The following is a 16,994-nucleotide window of genomic DNA, read 5'->3' as shown; positions in this document are numbered from 1 at the left end:
CCATTTAATTACCTGTCTGTACAGTAATGGCATACGCATACAACGGAGTACACCATGCCATCCCTATCGACTACCGGCAGCAACAGCTTTTCAGACCGCTGTAGCCGCCTCTTGCCCGGCCTGCTGCTGAGCGCCATCATCGCCTGTGCGGCGATACAGCTGGGCAAGCTGGAATGGATGCAAACGCACGGCATGAGCGCGCTGACCCTGGCCATCATCGTCGGCATTATCCTGGGCAACACTGCTTACCCGAAACTCGCGCCAGCCTGCGATGCCGGCGTCACATTTTCCAAGCAAAGCCTGCTGCGCCTGGGCATCATCCTGTACGGCTTCCGCCTGACTTTCCAGGACATCGGCCAGGTGGGCCTGGCCGGTATCGCCATCGATGCGCTGGTGCTGACGTCCACCTTGGGCCTGGCCCTGTTGCTGGGCACCAAGGTATTCAAGCTGGAGCGCAACAGCGCCATCCTGATCGGCGCGGGCAGCTCGATTTGCGGCGCAGCAGCCGTGATGGCCACCGAACCGGTGCTCAAGGGCCGTGCGGAAGAGGTGACGGTGGCGGTGTCGACGGTGGTGGTGTTCGGCACCCTGGCCATCTTTGTGTATCCGCTGCTGTATCAAGCCAATCTGCACTGGCAGCTGCTGGGCGCCACCCCGGCAAGCTTCGGCGTGTATATCGGTTCCACCGTGCATGAAGTGGCGCAAGTAGTGGCGGCCGGCAAGGCGATCAGCCAGGACACGGCCAACGCCGCCGTGATCGCCAAGATGGTGCGCGTGATGATGCTGGCGCCCTTCCTGGTGATACTGTCAGCCGTGCTGGCCCGCAGCAAAAGCGCGGGCAAAGGAGAAAGCAAGCCCGCAGCCAGGCTGGCCATCCCCTGGTTTGCCTTTATCTTTATCGCCGCGGTGGCCTTCAATTCGCTGGATTGGCTGCCTGGCAAGCTGGTGGCGTCCATTACCGATATCGACACGGCCTTGCTGGCCATGGCCATGGCGGCCCTGGGCTTGAGCACGCATCTGTCGGCCATCCGCCGCGCCGGCTTCAAGCCGCTGCTGCTGGGCGGCCTGCTGTTTGCCTGGCTGATCGTGGGCGGCGCCGTCATCAACCATCTGGTCGCAGCCCTGTTCACACTGTTCAGCTAGGCAGGCTACAATGCAGGGCTGTGCTCTTGCCTCCATTGCCCTTCAGGAAATACCATGCATATCTCGAACTGGCTGCTGTTTTGCAGCGTCTCCCTGCTAGTCACTTTTTCGCCCGGCCCGGCCGTCTTGCTGGCCATTTCGAACTCCATCGCCGTCGGCCCGCGCCGCGCCATGATCAGCAGCATGGGCAATGGCACGGGGCTGTTCATTATTTCCGGCATCGCCATGGCCGGCATGGGCGTGGTGCTGGCCACCTCGGCCACTGCCTTCATGCTGCTGAAACTGGCTGGCGCCCTGTACCTGGTCTACCTGGGCATCAAGCAGTGGCGCAGCAAGACCAGCATCGTCGCCAATGCGCCGCAACAGCCGGGCGCGGCCAATCCCAATTCGAATGGCAAGCTGTATCGCCAGGGCATGATGGTGGCTTTGACCAATCCCAAGGCCATCCTGTTCTTCTCTGCCCTGTTCCCGCAGTTCATGGTGCAAGGCCAGCCGGTGGCGATGCAATTCACCGTCCTGACCACGACGTTTGTGGCCTGCGCGATGGCGGCCCATCTGTTTTACGCCCTGCTGGCGCGCTTGCTGAAAAGCCAGCTGGCCAATCCGGCGCGCGCACGCCTGTTCAACCGCATCTCGGGCGGCGCTTTCGTGCTGTTAGGCTTGAGCTTGCTGCGCCTGCGTGCCAAGGCTGCCTAGGAACGCTTCGATACTGGCCACCAGCGCCAGCGGCGTTTCATTCATCGGGTAATGCCCCGCATTGGCCAGCACTTCCAGCCTGGCTTGCGGGTAGCACGCCAGATAAGTCTGCTGCATCAGGGCGCGGTCAAAACGGGGATCGTGCTCGCCGGCCAGCGCCAGCACCGGCAAAGATGAGCGCTGCGCCCGCACTTGCGCACTGAAATCCGTCCCGCTCCAGGCCAGGAAATACGCCGCAAACGCGGCCGTATCACAACACTCCCAGGAATAAGCCGCCTTCCAGTCCAGCCACGCGCAAGGCAGGCGGCCACCCGTGCTGCGCTCGATGATGCTGCGCCGCGCGGCCAGATTATCGGCGGCACCCAGGAACAGCGCGCGTGCGGCATCCTCCATTGCCACGCCGCAACTGGGCACGGGCGCCACGGCCACCAGTGCGCGCAGGCGCTGCGGCGCCAGCAAGGCGATCTTCTCCGCCACCATGCCGCCCATGGAGTGGCCGATCACGCTGAAACATTTAAAACCCAGGTGGTCGGCCAGCGCCAGCGCATCAACAGCCACCTCGGCTATGCTGTAATCGCCCTCCACACCGCGCATGCCGCCGTAACCGCGCTGATCCATGAACACATAAGTGAAGGCGACGCCATCGAGCCATTGTTCCATCGGCGCAAACGCGTGCGCATCGCCAAACCAGCCATGCAGCACGATGATGGCGTGGGGGCCGTGCCCCACGCGGTGAGAGGTATTGAGCATGACAGCTCCTGCGCACTTTAAAAAATGCATGATAGAACGACGCAAACAGGCCCACTTTCGATGATAGGTCAAATAGTATAGAGTTCAGGCCATGCTTGAACCCGATCATCCTCACTTCTATACCGAACTGCCACGCGAGCTGATTGCGACGGCCCGCAACTATGCAGCGGGCTTGCGCTTTCCCCTGCACAGCCACCCGCGCGGCCAGTTTGCCTATGCCGCCACGGGCGCCATCAGCGTGTTGACGCCGCAAGGCAACTGGCTGGTGCCGCCGCAGCGCGCCTGCTGGCTGCCCGCCGGGCTGGAACACGGCATGCAGATGCATGGCGAAGTGCTCATGCTCAATGTCTTTATCCGTGCGCAAGCCGTGGCCAGCCTGCCCGGCCATTGCAGCGTGCTGGAGACATCGCCGCTGCTGCGCCAGTTGCTGGCCGAAGCCGTCAAGTTAGATGCCTTATATGTAGAAAACGCGCGCGACGGCAGGCTGATGGCCTTGCTGCTCGATGAAATCGCGGCCATGACGCCGCTGGCGCTCAATGCACCATTGCCGCAAGACCCCAGGCTGGCCCGGCTGTGCACGCAATTATTCCAGCAGCCCAGCCTGGACATCGGCCTGGACACCATGGCGGCCAGGGCGAACATGAGCCGGCGCACTTTTACGCGCTTGTTTCGCCAGCAAACGGGGCTGGGCTTTGCGCAATGGCGGCAGCAAGCCTGTCTGCTGAGCGCCATCACGCGGCTAGCCGAAGGGCAGGCTGTCACGCGCGTGGCGTTTGACCTCGGTTATGGCAGTGCCAGCGCCTTTACGGCAGCGTTTCGCAAGGTGCTGGGCAAGGCGCCCAGCGAATACCTGCCTTAAGCAATCATGCTGGCGATCTTGTCCGCCAGATCTTGCGCCAGCTTCTGGATGTGATAACCATCGACAAAACCGTGGTGCGCCTGCACTGAAAACGGTACAGTCATGCGGCCATCGTCTTGCGCGGGACCAAACTTGCCCCAGGTAAAAGTCGGGATATCGGCGTCGCGGTGCTTGTAGACGGGATGCTCGATGGCCTTCATGTCCAGCCACGGCAGGCTGGTGACGTAGACATTGTTGCGCCGCTCGCGTTCGCTGGCATCTTCGCCCGTATTGATCAGCGCGGAACTGGCTTCGGCGAAACGTTTCGCTTCCAGGCTGCGCGCGATGAACAGGTCGAGCTGGTCGGTCATCTCGAAACGCGTGTAATTGAGGTTATCGTCGCAATTGATGACCGTGTAGGACGCCGGAAAATCATCGATCTTGATGACCTCATCCTGGTAGATGCGGTACAGGAAATTGTCGCTTTGCTTGACCGTGTTCAGCACGCAAAACAGGAAGAAATGGAATACAGGGAGTTGGCGCGCCTTGCAATACGGACGGAAATCCGGCACGTCCAGATGGAAGTTGATGTTGACAAGGGGGTTCTCGAAGGCGCGGAACAGCTCGTAGCGGTCGCGCCGCTTTTCAAAATTTTTCATGGGGCGAGTGTAGACGATGGGCAAGGCCGCAGGCAAGTCCATGCGCGTGCCGTAAGTCGTCGAAATAAATTTCCAATATGTAATTCTTTCCACGGAAACCATCTAAAGTTTCATGCTATATTGAAATTAATTAGATCACCCGGCAGCATTCCAGCGACCTGTTACCCCTCCACCAAGGAAGAGCGACTCCATGAAGCGAAGCAAACTCACACAGACCATGACCATGACGGCATTGGCCACCGCCGCCAGCCTGCTGGCCGCGACCCATGCCCACGCCGGCGTGGGCGCGACCACGCCTTTCACCAGCTATGAAGCCGAAGCCGGCACCCTGGTCAACGGCGCAAAAATCGTGTCACTGACGGCGGCGCCCACCACGCGCTTTGCCAGTCCGGAACTCGAATCGTCGGGCCACGCCTACGTCGCATTGACCGGCAATAATCAGGAAGTATGGTGGAGCAACAATACCGGCAAGGCGATCAGTTTCATCAACGTGCGCGCCAGCATCCCCGACGCGCCGGGCGGCGGTGGCATGACGGCCACGCTGAACCTGTACGTCAACGGCGTGTTCCGCCAGCACCTGAACCTGAACTCGCGCCAAAGCTGGATTTACGAGGGCCAGGAATACCAGGCCAGCGACCAGAACCCGGCCTCGGGCAAGCCGCGCGCCTTCTTCGACGAAAGCCACGCCTTCATCGTCGGCGATCCGATTGGTCCGGGCAGCACGTTTTCCCTGCGCAAGGATAGCGACAATACGGCTGCTTTCTACAATATCGATGTGATCGACGTTGAAAACCCGCCTGCGCCGCTGGCCCAGCCCGCCAATTCCATCGCCATCACCAGTTGCGGCGCGGTCGCCGATACGGCGCCGACCAATGGCATGGGCAATCCGAACGCGGTGGACAGCACCAGCGCGATCCAGAATTGCATCAACCAGGCGCAGTCGCAAAACAAGAGCCTTTGGATACCTCAAGGTACTTTTTACCTGAAAGGCACGAATGGCCTGGTCGCCAAGGGCATTACCATCGAAGGCGCGGGCATGTGGTACAGCACGATTTACCGCGACGTGCCGCTGCCGAATGCCAACGGCCTGGGCGCGATCTTCCAGGTGACGTCGTCGACGGTGCGCAACTTCCATGTGGACTCCAACTCGCGCAGCCGCGAACCGGTCGATGGCGCCGGCGGCGCGATGGATACCACCGGCACCAATTGGCTGGCGGAAAACATCTGGACCCAGCACGTCTTGTCCGGTTTCTGGGCCTCGGGCACTGGCGGCACCGTGCGCAATAACCGGCTGACGTCGATCTGGGCCGATGGCTGCAACCTCAATAACGTGGCGCTCGACGCCACAGTCGGCAACTACCTGACCGCGACCAATAACTTTGTGCGCGGCACCGGCGACGATGGCATGGCGATCAACTCGGTCGACTACAACGATACCGACCACGGCCGCGTGTTTTACTCGCCGATGAGCAATATCACCCAGACCAACAACACCATCATCGGCGCCTGGAATGGCAAGGCCCTCGGCGTGTATGGCGGCAGCGGCCACCTGGTGGCAAATAACTACATCGCCGACACGGCCCGCTATACCGGCCTGGGCGTTGGCCGCTTTGGCGTCAATGGCAGCGACCTGCACTCGTCGCGCATCACTGGCAACACCATCGTGCGCTCCGGCGGCAATGGTTTCGACCAGGGCCAGCCGGCGCTGCATATCGGCAATGGCAGCGATGGCCAGAACGTGGGCATCGTCGACGATATCGAAGTCAGCAACAATACCATCGTCGCTTCCCTGTATGACGCCATCGGTTTCTCGACCTCGACCAATATCCGCCTGACACAAAATACCGTGACGGCGCCATGGCGCAACGGCGTGGTGATCGGCGCACCGTTCTACCCCGCGCCCACGGGCAGCGCGACTATCAGCAACAATACGGTCAGTGGCGTCAGTGCGGGTAAAGTTCCATTTGCCAACTACTCCACCGGCTACCAGGCCACGCTGAGCGGCAACAACTGGTAACGTCAGCTGGCTATGCCCTTCTGCACTTTCCACGCCAAGGGCAAGGTCAGCAGCAAAATCGCCGCCAGCACCATCAATGCGATGGGTACGCTGGCGGCATCGCCGAGCGCACCGAACAGCACCGGCGACAGCGCACCGCCGCCAATGGTGCCTGTATAAAACAGCGCAAACGCGTGTTCGCGCTTGCCAGGTTCCGCCAGTTCCGGCACCACGCCGTACAGCACGGAGGACGTGCCATTCAGCGCCAGCCCCAGCAGGGGCAGCATGGCCATCACGCCGAACAATGGCAGCCACAAGGCCAGCACGATCAGCAAGGACGTCATGGTTTCCGTGATCCACACGGTTTTCATCATGCCGATGCGCGCACCCAGATAGCCGCACAGCAATTTACCAAAAGCGCCGCCCACGAACAGCAGCGACAGCGCCATACCGATGCCGGCCGTGCCGGCGCCCTTGCTTTTCAGCAGGAAAGGTAAAAAAGTCAGAAAGCCCATGCGCACGGCGCTGTCCAGGGTGCCGGTCGCCAGCAGCGCACGGAAACCACCCTTGCTGCCATTGCCGACAATGGTCTTGCCTGCTTTTTTCTGGTTAGCCTGCAACTCACCTTTCCTGGGCAATAGCCACCACAGCAAACCGGCCGCCGCCAGGCCCAGCAAGCCGATCAGGCTGACGCTGGTTTGCCAGCTGCACACCAGCAATAGCAAGCCCACCAGCGCGGGGATCAGGGTCTTGCCGATATCGCCGGCGAAATTGTATTGCGACAGCGCTTCCTTCACGCCACCGCCCGCCTCATGCGTATCGGTAACGATGGACGAGGCCAGCGGATGCTGGGTACTGGCGCCCAGGCCACCGAGCAGCAAGGCGAATAGCAAGACGGCCAGGCCGCCCGCCTGTCCCGCCACCAGATAAGCAAGACCGGCCAGCGCCGTGCCGCCTATCAGCATACGCTCACGTCCCCAGCGCTTGGCCATGCGGCTGGCCAGCAACTGGAAACCGGCCATCATGCCCGAATACGATCCGCGCAGCAGTCCCACCATGGCGTAGCTGATGGCAAATTGCGCCTGCCAGATCGGCAGCAGCACATAGATCACATCGGTCAAGCCATCGTGCACGGCATGCGCGCTGCAGACGGCGATCAGGGAGCGGCGGCGGGTGGATTTTTCGGTGGGGTCAAGCGGCGGCGCGGCGGCGGAAGTATCAGGAACAGTCATTGCTCTGCATGCGTAAGAATCAACAAGTGATCAGCTTACTATAACTGGCGATCAATTAAAGTCTTGAGTTTGCATGCATAATCGCTACTGGATTCAATCCGAGCTGGCGCAGCATATCAGTGCGTTACAGTTCGATGACGATGTACAACATAGCTTAAAGCATACGTTCACGGAAGTTTCAAATGACACACTATGGGAAAATGTTGAAATTTCTTTTGCTATATGCGGTCACCCTACCTGCGATGGCGGCTGAATACACCCAATCAGCGGCAAGTTTTGAGGCGGCAGTCAGCAATATAAGCACCTCGCCGTCTTACGTGATGGTGACGATAGCCGATGCCAATACGGGGTTGGAGCGGCAAATCTGCACGACCGCCAATTTCCTGGCAGGCGCGATTCACTTTGAGTACGGCCTGGGGAATGACCATGCAGGACTCAAACGCGCCACGGAACTGGCATTGTCCAATACCAGCCATCGTTTTGTTTTCACAAAGCAGACTGCATTAGACAATGTGCGTATTGAATTCACGCCACAGGATCTGGAGAAAGTGCGGGCATGGCTTGCGCCTTTATCGAATGAGGATTTGATGGCCGGTGCGCATCCATGGACCCAGCGTGAGAGTGCCTATTATGCACACCGCTACAGGGACGCCGTCGCCTGTGTGTTGATTGAACGGGGACTATCGCCCTATCAGGCAGATTTGTCGGGACAGGTGGTTGTTGCGGGCAGTAAAGATATTCCGGTCTATGCACCTGCCATTGCACCGGTACATCCGTAAAAGAATGCCGTTGAGGATGAGGGCGACAATGGCGGCATCAGAATGATCCGGCGCCGGAGATCCATACCCTGCGAGGGCTAAAATGTGAAACGCTCCAGCCTTGCGCCACCCCAGGGCGGCGCAAGGCTGGCTAGCCTTACTTGGCCATTGCATCCTTGGCCATGCCGTCTTTCTTCATTTCATCCTTCTTCATGCCATCCTTGGCCATCGCATCTTTAGCCATGGCATCTTTCTTCATGCCATCCTTGGCCATATGATCCTTCTTCATGCCGTCCTTCTTCATGCCGTCCTTGGCCATGCCATCTTTAGCCATGGCATCCTTGCCCATGGCATCTTTTTGCATCGCGCTAGCAGGCGCAGCCATCGCATCTTTCTTCATTGCGTCCTGAGCAAAAGCAGCGCCCGACATCAGGATAGCGGAAGCGATGATGGCGGTGATCGTGGTTTTCATGGTGGTTTTCCTTAGAAAGAGATGGGCGAAATTGCCCGGTACTGCGATTAAAAAATAAGTTTTCTATCAAATAAATAAGGTCACGGCGGCAGGAAGAACCGAAGCGAGCGGCGATGATTTGTGGCCGAGAAGCGCAGCTGTGCTGGAGCACAGCGAGCATCGCCGGCCGCAAAGCGCGCCGCGCAGCCGGTTATTCCAGCCGCCATCACGACCCGCCGAACCAGTTGTATCCCTGGTCTTCCCAATACCCGCCCGTATAGGTATTGGTCACGTAAATGGCGCGGATATGTTTTGGGTTCTTGTAGCCCAGCTTGGTCGGCATGCGCAGTTTCATCGGGTAGCCGTATTTCGGCGGCAGTTCCTGGCCGTCATAGGTCAAGGCCATGATGGTTTGCGGGTGCAGCGCGGTGGCCATGTCGATGCTGGTGAAATAGTCGTCGTCGCATTTGAAGCCCACGTACTTGGCCGTCTTGTCGGCGCCGATCAGGTTCAGGAAGTGCGCGAACGGCACGCCGCCCCATTTGCCGATGGCGCTCCAGCCTTCCACGCAGATATGGCGCGTCACTTGCGACTCCTGCGGCAAGGCGCGCAATTGCGCCAGGCTCCAGGGCTTGCGGCGCGTCACCAGGCCGCTCAGTTCCAACCGCCAGCTGTCGCCGTCGATTTGCCTGACTTCGTCTTCGCCATAAAAGGCATTGAAGGGAAACGGCCTGGCGATCATCGAATCAGGGTAAGTCGGCGCCAATCTGCTTGCGTCGAACAGCAGGCCCTGCACCTTGTCATTGAAGCGCGATACCTGGTTCAAGCCGGCATCGATGCTGGACTCGTCGCTGACGTCGCAGCCGGTCAGCAAGGCCAGGCCGCCCAGGGTCAGGCTGCGCTGCAAAAACTGGCGGCGCGACGGCTCTTCGATCTTGCGCAAGGCGTCGGCCAGCATGGCTTGTCCCTGCTCCTGCACGATAATGGTCTTTTTCATGGGAATGCTCCTCTTAGCGGCCGCGCAGCATGGCGATCAGGGTCTTGGGTACCAGCGCCACCATCACCAGGTGGATGCCTACGAAGCCCACCAGGCCGGACATGGCGATGAAGTGCACGCGGCGCGCGCTGTCGTAGCCGCCCATCAGCTCACGCAGGATGGGGAATTGCACCGACTTCCACAGCACCAGTCCGGACATCACCAGCACGATGCAATCGAGCATCACGAACAGATAGGCGGCGCGCTGCACCATGTTGTAGTGGCGCGGGTCGGCGTGGGCCAGCTTGCCTTTCAGGGCGGCCAGCAAGTCTTGCACAATGGCGCGCGGCGACAGCGGAAAAAACTGGCGGCGCAGGCGTCCGGTGGCGATATTGATGCCCAAATACAGCACGCCATTGGCCAGCAGCAGCCACATGGCGGCAAAATGCCATTGCAGCGCGCCGCCCAGCCAGCCGCCCAGGGTCAGGCCGCTCGGCAAGCTGAAGGGGAAAAACGGCGAGGCGTTATAGATGCGCCAGCCGCTGGTGGCCAGCACCACCACGGCCACGGCATTGAGCCAGTGGGTCAGGCGCAGCCAGGCCGGATGGATGATGTCTGTTTTCAAGGATGGGGATCGCATTACAGTACTCCTTTTTCACATTGGGCCGTGCTGACGGCTTGTAAAATGGCGCCCCCGCCTGCCTGCTGCACAAAAGCGGCGACCTGCAGATGGTCGCGGCGCCAGCCGGCCGGTATGCTCAGTTCGCGGTGCAGGCTGGCATGGCCCTGTTGCAGGGCAACCGGTCCCAGCCAGACGCGCACTGCCGCGTCATGGTGCAAGGTGGCGCCCTGGTTTTCACCGCGCAGCACGGTCGAAGACAGCGCGTTTTCGCTGAGCGCCAGGTACAGCATGCCGCCCGTGCGGCCATCGGCTGCGCTGGCGTCGGCAGCCAGCTGCAGCTTGCCGTCCGGGCCGCCCGCCGCCGACACGCTGATATTGACCGGCGCCGTGACGGCGTTGATGCGGCGGATGGCGGCAGGCAGTTGTGTGTCCCAGCCGCGCAACTCGCTGCCGCTGACGAAGAACTGTGGCGTGTAGGCGACGTGGCGCGGCTGGTAGGAAAGCAGCTCGGCCTGGCGGGCGTCGAATGGCTTTTGCGCCAGGCGGTCAGCCCAGCCGATCTGGTCCCAGTAAGTCACATGCAAGGCCAGCGGCACGATCAGGGCGTCAGCACCCGCTTCCCGGTGCAGGGCGCTCAGGCGCTGGTCTGCCGGCGGGCAGCTGGAACAGCCTTCGCTGCTATACAGCTCCACCAGGGCAGCTGTCTTCACGCCGCTTTTCGCTTCGCAGCGCGGGGCCGCCAATTGCGCAAACGCTGGCCCGGCCTGGCCCAGCATGAGCACGGAAATGATACTGGCGGTACTGAGGCACTTGATGTTCATGGTGACTACCCGTTATAGTGGATCGGTAAAGTGAAACAGATGAAGTTCGCATAAGCAAACTACGAAATCATGCTAGCGACACTGGTCAATTCGCCCCCTGGTGCGGATTGGTTACAGCCACCATCAAATATTTTTTCCGTGAATTTATTTTTAAACACCTGTCACCAAAGGCTGGCATGCAACGAATACCTGTAAGCGAGCATCTGCACGGCACCGAGTTACGCCTGCACGGGCTGATGTTGCGCGGGCTGGACGGCGATGCAACGGCGTACCGCAGCTTCTTGCAGGCCACGGCGTCGCATTTGCGCGCTTTCCTGCGGCGGCGCCTGCAAAGCTGGCCCGATGACGTGGAAGACCTGGTGCAGGAATGCCTGCTGGCCATCCACAACCAGCGCCTGACGTACGATACGGGCGTGCCACTGACGTCGTGGATACACGCGATCGCCAGGTATAAGCTGATCGACTGGCTGCGGCGCCATGCGCGGCGCGATGCGCTGCATACGCCATATGACGAGGAAGATGAAACGCAAGACTTGTTTTCCAGCGCCGACGCGGAGGCGGCCGAAGCGAGCCGCGACCTGGGCCAGCTACTCGCTACCCTGCCGGCCCAGCAGCGCGACGCCATCGTGCATACCAAGCTCGATGGCTGGTCCGTGCGCGATACAGCCCTTGCAATGAATATTTCGGAAGCCAGCGTCAAAGTGGCCGTGCACCGCGGCCTGAAGACACTGGCAGCCAATTTAAGGACACCATCATGAAAACTGACGATTTGATCGCCATGCTGGCCAGTGGGCCAGACGTGGCGCCTGCCCCGCCACCGGGCGCACGCTGGCGCATGGCCGCCACCCTGGCCGCCGGTATCGGTATCAGCATGCTGCTGATGGCCACCTTGCTGGGCGTGCGCCCCAACCTGGGCCAACTGTTATTCCTGCCCGATTTCTGGATCAAGGTCGGCTTTGTGCTGTCCGTTACGCTGGCGGGCGCTTATGTCGGGCGCCGGGTCGGTTTGCCTGGCACCCATGCGCAGCCGCTGCTGATCGCCGTGCCCCTGCTGCTGATGTGGGCGCTGGGCGCCATCATCATGATGGAAGCGCCGCCGGAACAAAGGATGGAATTGTTCTGGGGCACCACCTGGCGCGCCTGCCCCTTCCTGATCGCCATGCTGTCGCTGCCCATCATGGTGGCCGTGCTGCGGCTGATGCGCGAGATGGCGCCGACGCGCTTGCGCGTGGCGGGCGCAGCGGCCGGTTTTGCTTCCGGCAGCGCGGCAGCCCTCGTGTATTGTTTGCATTGCCCGGAAATGGCCGCCAGCTTCATCGGCTTCTGGTATGTGCTGGGCATGCTGGTGCCGACTGTCATCGGCGCGCTGATCGGACCAAAAGTGCTGGCCTGGTAAGCTGAAAAGCTGGGCGGCAATTTTCCGCCTATTGATTCCATACCCTCAAGCTCACACATACTCACGGCGGCCAGCACCCTGCCTGGCCCGCCTTCCCTGCCCCCACGCCCGGCAAGCGCAGTTCATGCGCCGCTGACAGCCTGTCTTTTTCTGTTCACAAAAGATTTATTTTTGGCAACGCCCACGGCAGGCGTAGATTCGAGTGGCGCGCGTCAACCGTTCCGGTCAGGAACATTCAATCTGCCACCAAAAAAATTGTAAGCAATTGAATCTGATCTTGCTTGCCGTCCGTACAAGTCATGCAGTCCGCAATTCCTTGTAGTCCTAACTCTGCGCATAATAATTCAGGGAGAATCGCCATGTCTTTGTCACGATCGAAAACCGTACTGGGCGCCGCCATACTGGGCAATCTTCTGCTACTCACCGCCACCCCATCCGTCTTTGCCTCCAGCCACCGCGAGGCGCCATTCATCACGCAAAACCCGAAAGTCGACGCCACCGACTTCTATATGTTCCGCAGCTACGAAGCGGGCCGCAGCGCTTACACCACCCTGGTGGCCGACTATGTACCGCTGCAGGATGCGTACGGCGGGCCGAATTACTTCGCGCTGGACCCGGCCGCCCTGTATGAAATCCATATCGATAACAATGGCGACGGCAAGGAAGACATCACCTTCCAGTTCCGTTTCAGCAATACCAACAAGGATGGCCAGTTCACAGTGGGCGGCAAAAAGGTCTCGATTCCGCTGGTAATCAATGGCGGCCCCATCGACAGCGTCAACCCGGCCGGCCTGAATGTGCGCGAAACCTATAGCGTGACCGTGGTGCGGGGCGACCGCCGCAGCGGCACCCGCAGCGCCGTGACCAATGCCAGCGGTGGCGGCACCGTGTTCGACAAGCCGGTCGACAATATCGGCAATAAATCGATACCCAACTACGCCGCCTACGCTGCGCAGCATGTGTATTCCGTCAACATTCCCGGCTGCGCCACGCCGGCGCGCATGTTCGTCGGCCAGCGCAAGGACCCGTTCGTGGTGAATCTGGGTGAAACCTTTGACTTGATCAACATCAAGGCGCCCGCCACCGAATTTGCCGCCAATGCGGAATCGGCAGCCAAGGATGACCTGGCCCTGAAAAACGTCACCGCCATCGAAATGGAAGTGCCCACCGCCTGCCTGACGGCCGGCACCGACCCGGTGATCGGCGGCTGGACCACGGCCAGCCTGCGCCAGGGCCGCCTGCTCAATCCGACGCCGAACACCACCACCAGCGCCTCGAAAGAAGGCGGCGCCTGGGTGCAGGTATCGCGTCTGGGCATGCCGCTGGTGAATGAACTGGTGATCGGCCTGAAAGACAAGGACCGCTTCAACGCCAGCAAACCGGTCAACGACGCCCAGTTCGCCGACTATGTGACCAACCCGACCGCGCCAGCGCTGGTGGAAGTGCTGTACGGCTCGGCCGGCGCCAAGGCGCCCACCAACTTCCCGCGCAATGACCTGGTAGCGGCCTTCTTGACCGGCATCAAGGGCGTGAACCAGCCTGTCACGGTGGCGGCGTCGGAAATGCTGCGCCTGAACACCTCGATCGCCCCGACCGCCGTCGGTTCGCAAAACCGTCTGGGCGTGATCGGCGGCGACAATGCGGGCTTCCCGAATGGCCGCCGTCCTGGCGACGACGTGGTCGACGTGGTGCTGCGCGTGGCCATGGGCAAGCTGTGCACGCTCAATATCGGCTGCGCTCCCAGCGATGCCCCAGCCGGCGGCCTGCACTTCACCGATGGCGCCTACCTCGACGAGACGTTTTTCACGGCAGGTTTCCCCTACCTGAAAACCCCCATCGCCGGCTCGCCACAACAATAGTCGTCCTCAATGAAGGAGTACCTCATGAAAAAGCTCTTGATGACAGGCGCCGTGGTCACGGCGGCGCTGGTGGCAGGCTGCGGCGGCAGTAGCAGCAGTAGCGACAATGGCAATGGCAACGGCGGCGTCAATCCGCCGCCGGTGGTCTTGCTCGATGCCTTTTTCGTCGCCGTCAGCAATTTGATCCTGACCACCAGCGACGACAAGGAAGCGGTCAATATCGACGCCATCGTCGCCACCGCCCCGGAAGATACCGAGCCTGTACCGTTGTAAGTCGTAGCAGGCACCGGGGATGCGTCCCTGGTGCCTGTGCCGCCCACCGTTCGCCCGAAAGCGTCCGCGATGAGATTATCTGTATTCATGCTCTGTATTTGCCTGGCCAGCCTGGCGCAGGCAGCTCCCTACACGCCAAAAGATGGCAATGCCGTCATCGAACACTTGCCACGCCGCGCCGACGCCACCCAGATCGCATTGCGGGCCCTGCGTGCGCAGCTGAGCAGCAATCCGCAAGACATGGCCCTGGCCACCAGCCTGGCGCAGCGCTATATCGGCCTGGCCCGCAGCGAAACCGATCCGCGCTACCTCGGTTATGCGCAGGCGGCGCTGGCGCCGTGGTGGCGGCAAACGGCGCCGCCTGCGCCCGTACGCCTGCTGCGCGCCACGATTTTGCAAAGCACCCACCAGTTTGGCGCCGCCCTGCAAGACCTGGACGCCGTCATCGAACAGGAACCCGCCAATGGCCAGGCCTGGCTGACGCGGGCCACAGTGCTGACCGTGCAAGGCCAGTACAGCAAGGCCACGGCCGATTGCGCCCGTTTATCCGCCTTCACCGCGCAGCTGGTCACCGTCACCTGCATCGCCAATGTGGCCGGCGTGACGGGGCGCGCCGCCAAGAGCGAACAATTGCTGGACCTGACGCTGCGCCGCAGCACGGGCGCGGCGCCCGAGATGGAAAGCTGGGCATTGACCCTGCTGGCCGAAATGGCCACGCGGCGTGGCGAAACGGCGCTGGCCGAGACCCGCTACCGGCAGGCGCTGGCCCAGCATCCGCGCGACAGCTATCTGCTGGGCGCCTACAGCGACTTTTTGCTCGACCAGCAGCGGCCACTGGAAGTCATCAAACTCTTGAAAGACCAGCAGCGCATCGACGCCCTGCTGCTGCGTTATGCACTGGCGCTGCAGGCGGTGTCGGACCAAGCCGCTGCCCTGGCAACGGCGACCGAGGAACTGACGGCCCGCTTCAACGCCGCCATGCAGCGCGGCGATACCGTGCACCAGCGCGAACAGGCGCGCTTTGCGCTATTGCTGCAGCACGATGCGCGCGGCGCCGTGCAACTGGCGCAGAAAAACTGGGCCATCCAGAAGGAAGTACCCGATATGCGCATCTTGCTCGAAGCCGCGCTGGCCGCGCGCGACTACCCGGCCGCGGCTCCCGTGCTGGAATGGATCACCGTCAATAACGTGGAAGACGTGGCCCTGCAGGCGCTGGTAAAAAAACTGGGGACCCAGGATGGGCAAAAACTCGGCGCGGCAGTCCAGCGGAGGGCGCTATGAAGCAGTTCTTGCTCTGCCTGCTACTGTTTGCGTGGCTGAGTCCTGCGCAGGCGCACAAGCCCAGCGACAGCTATTTGAGCATCGCTGTACACGGCCAGCAGATAGCCGGCCAATGGGATATCGCCTTGCGCGACCTCGATTTCGCCATCGGCCTCGATGGCAATGGCGATGGCGAACTGACCTGGGATGAAATCCGCGCCCGCCACGCCGCCATCGCCGCGTATGCGCTGCAGCGGCTGCAGATGGCCAGCGCCCAGGGCGTCTGCCCGCTGCAAGTGACCGAACAACTGATCGATAACCATACGGATGGTGCCTACAATGTGCTGCGCTTTCATGGTATCTGTCCTGGCGCCGCTCCCGGCAGCTTATCCATAGGCTACACCCTGTTCGCCGACCTGGACCCGCAGCACAAGGGCTTGCTGAAACTGAGCAGCGACGGCCACACGCAAACGGCCATCTTCGACCCGGACAGCCCGCGCCAGACCCTGTCACTGACCGCGCCCAGCCGCCTGGCCCAGTTCGGCGCCTACGTCAAGCACGGCATCTGGCATATCTGGATAGGCTACGACCATATCCTGTTTTTGCTGTCCTTGCTGTTGCCAGCCGTACTGCAAACCCAGCAACAAGGCTGGGGTCGGACCCTGAGGGTCCGACCCCGGATTTTGGCCTCGGGTTTACACAGTCCGGATACGACTAGCCTATCGACCAACTTTGATTTCAAAGCCGCCTTTTTTGACGTGCTCAAAGTCGTCACCGCCTTCACCCTGGCCCACTCGATTACCCTGACCCTGGCCAGCCTGTCGGTCATCTCGCTGCCCTCGCGCTGGGTGGAGTCGGCGATTGCCGCCTCGGTGGTGCTGGCGTCGCTGAACAATCTGTTCCCGCTGTTTCGCGGCCGGCGTCCGGTGGCGGCGTTTGTGTTCGGCCTGATCCACGGCTTTGGTTTTGCCAGCGTGCTGCTCGACCTGGGTTTGCCGCAATCGTCGCTGGTGGCCAGCCTGTTCGGCTTCAATCTGGGCGTGGAAATCGGCCAGTTGGCGATTGTCGCCGTCTTCCTGCCGCTCGCCTGGCTGCTGCGCAAGACCTGGTTTTACCGCCAGCTGATGACGGTGGGTTCGCTGCTGATCGCCATCATCGCAGCCATCTGGCTGCTGGAGCGGGTGGCCGACATCAAGCTGATCTCAGGCTGACCTCCCATGACAGCGCTTTCGGGATACAATACGAATCATTCTCAATTGCATCA

The 16,994-nt window shown here is 61.2% G+C and carries 18 protein-coding genes; 11 read left to right on the top strand and 7 right to left on the bottom strand.

The features are described 5' to 3' along the window. Positions 1–54: 54 nt before the first annotated feature. Together HDE72_RS03155 and HDE72_RS03150 are read left to right on the top strand one after the other, a co-directional pair. Positions 55–1,143 carry a YeiH family protein gene (locus tag HDE72_RS03155; RefSeq protein WP_183737283.1) on the top strand — a complete coding sequence of 363 codons (1,089 nt, stop codon included), beginning with the start codon at positions 55–57 and terminating at the stop codon, positions 1,141–1,143. A 54-nt stretch (positions 1,144–1,197) separates the two neighbouring features. Continuing rightward, positions 1,198–1,839 (top strand): LysE family translocator, encoded by a 642-nt coding sequence (locus tag HDE72_RS03150; RefSeq protein WP_183737282.1) that lies wholly within the window; start codon positions 1,198–1,200, stop codon positions 1,837–1,839. Here the strand turns inward: HDE72_RS03150 and HDE72_RS03145 are convergent. Continuing rightward, positions 1,798–2,589, bottom strand: a complete 792-nt coding sequence (locus tag HDE72_RS03145) for an alpha/beta fold hydrolase (RefSeq protein ID WP_183737281.1) — start codon at positions 2,587–2,589, stop codon at positions 1,798–1,800. The two genes, HDE72_RS03150 and HDE72_RS03145, sit on opposite strands and share 42 nt — an antisense overlap. Positions 2,590–2,680: 91 nt before the next feature. On the opposite strand from HDE72_RS03145, the gene HDE72_RS03140 reads away from it, so the two are divergent. Next, positions 2,681–3,448: an AraC family transcriptional regulator gene (locus HDE72_RS03140; RefSeq protein ID WP_183737280.1), complete on the top strand. Its 768-nt coding sequence runs from the start codon at positions 2,681–2,683 to the stop codon at positions 3,446–3,448. Here HDE72_RS03140 and HDE72_RS03135 read toward each other — a convergent pair. Continuing rightward, positions 3,445–4,179 carry a CatA-like O-acetyltransferase gene (locus tag HDE72_RS03135; protein WP_311735194.1) on the bottom strand — a complete coding sequence of 245 codons (735 nt, stop codon included), beginning with the start codon at positions 4,177–4,179 and terminating at the stop codon, positions 3,445–3,447. The two genes, HDE72_RS03140 and HDE72_RS03135, sit on opposite strands and share 4 nt — an antisense overlap. A 97-nt stretch (positions 4,180–4,276) precedes the next feature. Here HDE72_RS03135 and HDE72_RS03130 point away from each other — a divergent pair, with 97 nt between their 5' ends. Beyond that, positions 4,277–6,103 (top strand): right-handed parallel beta-helix repeat-containing protein, encoded by a 1,827-nt coding sequence (locus tag HDE72_RS03130; protein ID WP_183737279.1) that lies wholly within the window; start codon positions 4,277–4,279, stop codon positions 6,101–6,103. A 2-nt stretch (positions 6,104–6,105) separates the two neighbouring features. On the opposite strand, the gene HDE72_RS03125 is transcribed toward HDE72_RS03130, so the two are convergent. After that, entirely contained in the window at positions 6,106–7,314 is a 1,209-nt protein-coding gene (locus HDE72_RS03125; RefSeq protein ID WP_183737278.1) for an MFS transporter, read from the bottom strand. Between the two features lie 182 nt (positions 7,315–7,496). Between HDE72_RS03125 and HDE72_RS03120 the strand changes: the two genes are divergently transcribed. Beyond that, positions 7,497–8,093 carry a hypothetical protein gene (locus tag HDE72_RS03120; RefSeq protein WP_183737277.1) on the top strand — a complete coding sequence of 199 codons (597 nt, stop codon included), beginning with the start codon at positions 7,497–7,499 and terminating at the stop codon, positions 8,091–8,093. Between the two features lie 136 nt (positions 8,094–8,229). Here HDE72_RS03120 and HDE72_RS03115 read toward each other — a convergent pair whose 3' ends face one another. The 4 genes from HDE72_RS03115 to HDE72_RS03100 all read right to left on the bottom strand — a co-directional run bounded on the left by HDE72_RS03115 (position 8,230) and on the right by HDE72_RS03100 (position 10,942). Continuing rightward, positions 8,230–8,544 carry a pentapeptide MXKDX repeat protein gene (locus HDE72_RS03115; RefSeq protein WP_183677707.1) on the bottom strand — a complete coding sequence of 105 codons (315 nt, stop codon included), beginning with the start codon at positions 8,542–8,544 and terminating at the stop codon, positions 8,230–8,232. A gap of 205 nt (positions 8,545–8,749) precedes the next feature. Continuing rightward, positions 8,750–9,520 (bottom strand): molybdopterin-dependent oxidoreductase, encoded by a 771-nt coding sequence (locus HDE72_RS03110; RefSeq protein WP_183737276.1) that lies wholly within the window; start codon positions 9,518–9,520, stop codon positions 8,750–8,752. A 13-nt stretch (positions 9,521–9,533) separates the two neighbouring features. Further along, entirely contained in the window at positions 9,534–10,139 is a 606-nt protein-coding gene (locus HDE72_RS03105) for a cytochrome b/b6 domain-containing protein (protein ID WP_183737275.1), read from the bottom strand. After that, positions 10,139–10,942: a DUF1223 domain-containing protein gene (locus HDE72_RS03100; protein ID WP_183737274.1), complete on the bottom strand. Its 804-nt coding sequence runs from the start codon at positions 10,940–10,942 to the stop codon at positions 10,139–10,141. The genes HDE72_RS03105 and HDE72_RS03100 overlap by 1 nt, the downstream gene beginning before the upstream one ends. Positions 10,943–11,118: 176 nt before the next feature. On the opposite strand from HDE72_RS03100, the gene HDE72_RS03095 reads away from it, so the two are divergent. The 6 genes from HDE72_RS03095 to HDE72_RS03070 all read left to right on the top strand — a co-directional run bounded on the left by HDE72_RS03095 (position 11,119) and on the right by HDE72_RS03070 (position 16,941). Further along, the gene (locus tag HDE72_RS03095; RefSeq protein ID WP_183737273.1) at positions 11,119–11,700 is read left to right on the top strand and encodes a sigma-70 family RNA polymerase sigma factor; all 582 of its coding nucleotides are present in this window, start codon (positions 11,119–11,121) and stop codon (positions 11,698–11,700) included. Further along, a complete protein-coding gene (locus tag HDE72_RS03090) occupies positions 11,697–12,338 on the top strand; it encodes an NrsF family protein (RefSeq protein ID WP_183737272.1) in 642 nt (213 codons plus the stop codon). The genes HDE72_RS03095 and HDE72_RS03090 overlap by 4 nt, the downstream gene beginning before the upstream one ends. Positions 12,339–12,697: 359 nt before the next feature. Continuing rightward, positions 12,698–14,197 (top strand): DUF4331 domain-containing protein, encoded by a 1,500-nt coding sequence (locus tag HDE72_RS03085; protein WP_221291144.1) that lies wholly within the window; start codon positions 12,698–12,700, stop codon positions 14,195–14,197. A gap of 24 nt (positions 14,198–14,221) precedes the next feature. Next, positions 14,222–14,470, top strand: coding sequence for a hypothetical protein (locus tag HDE72_RS03080; RefSeq protein WP_183737271.1), 249 nt, complete (start codon positions 14,222–14,224; stop codon positions 14,468–14,470). 69 nt (positions 14,471–14,539) lie between these two features. Continuing rightward, the gene (locus tag HDE72_RS03075) at positions 14,540–15,751 is read left to right on the top strand and encodes a tetratricopeptide repeat protein (RefSeq protein WP_183737270.1); all 1,212 of its coding nucleotides are present in this window, start codon (positions 14,540–14,542) and stop codon (positions 15,749–15,751) included. Next, positions 15,748–16,941, top strand: coding sequence for a HupE/UreJ family protein (locus HDE72_RS03070; protein WP_183737269.1), 1,194 nt, complete (start codon positions 15,748–15,750; stop codon positions 16,939–16,941). Before HDE72_RS03075 ends, HDE72_RS03070 begins: the two co-directional genes overlap by 4 nt. Positions 16,942–16,994: the final 53 nt, after the last annotated feature.

This window comes from Janthinobacterium saanense, assembly GCF_014200675.1.
Classification (GTDB): domain Bacteria; phylum Pseudomonadota; class Gammaproteobacteria; order Burkholderiales; family Burkholderiaceae_D; genus Janthinobacterium.
Note: the sequence above shows the minus strand (reverse complement) of the source record. Positions and strands in the feature narration are given on the sequence as shown.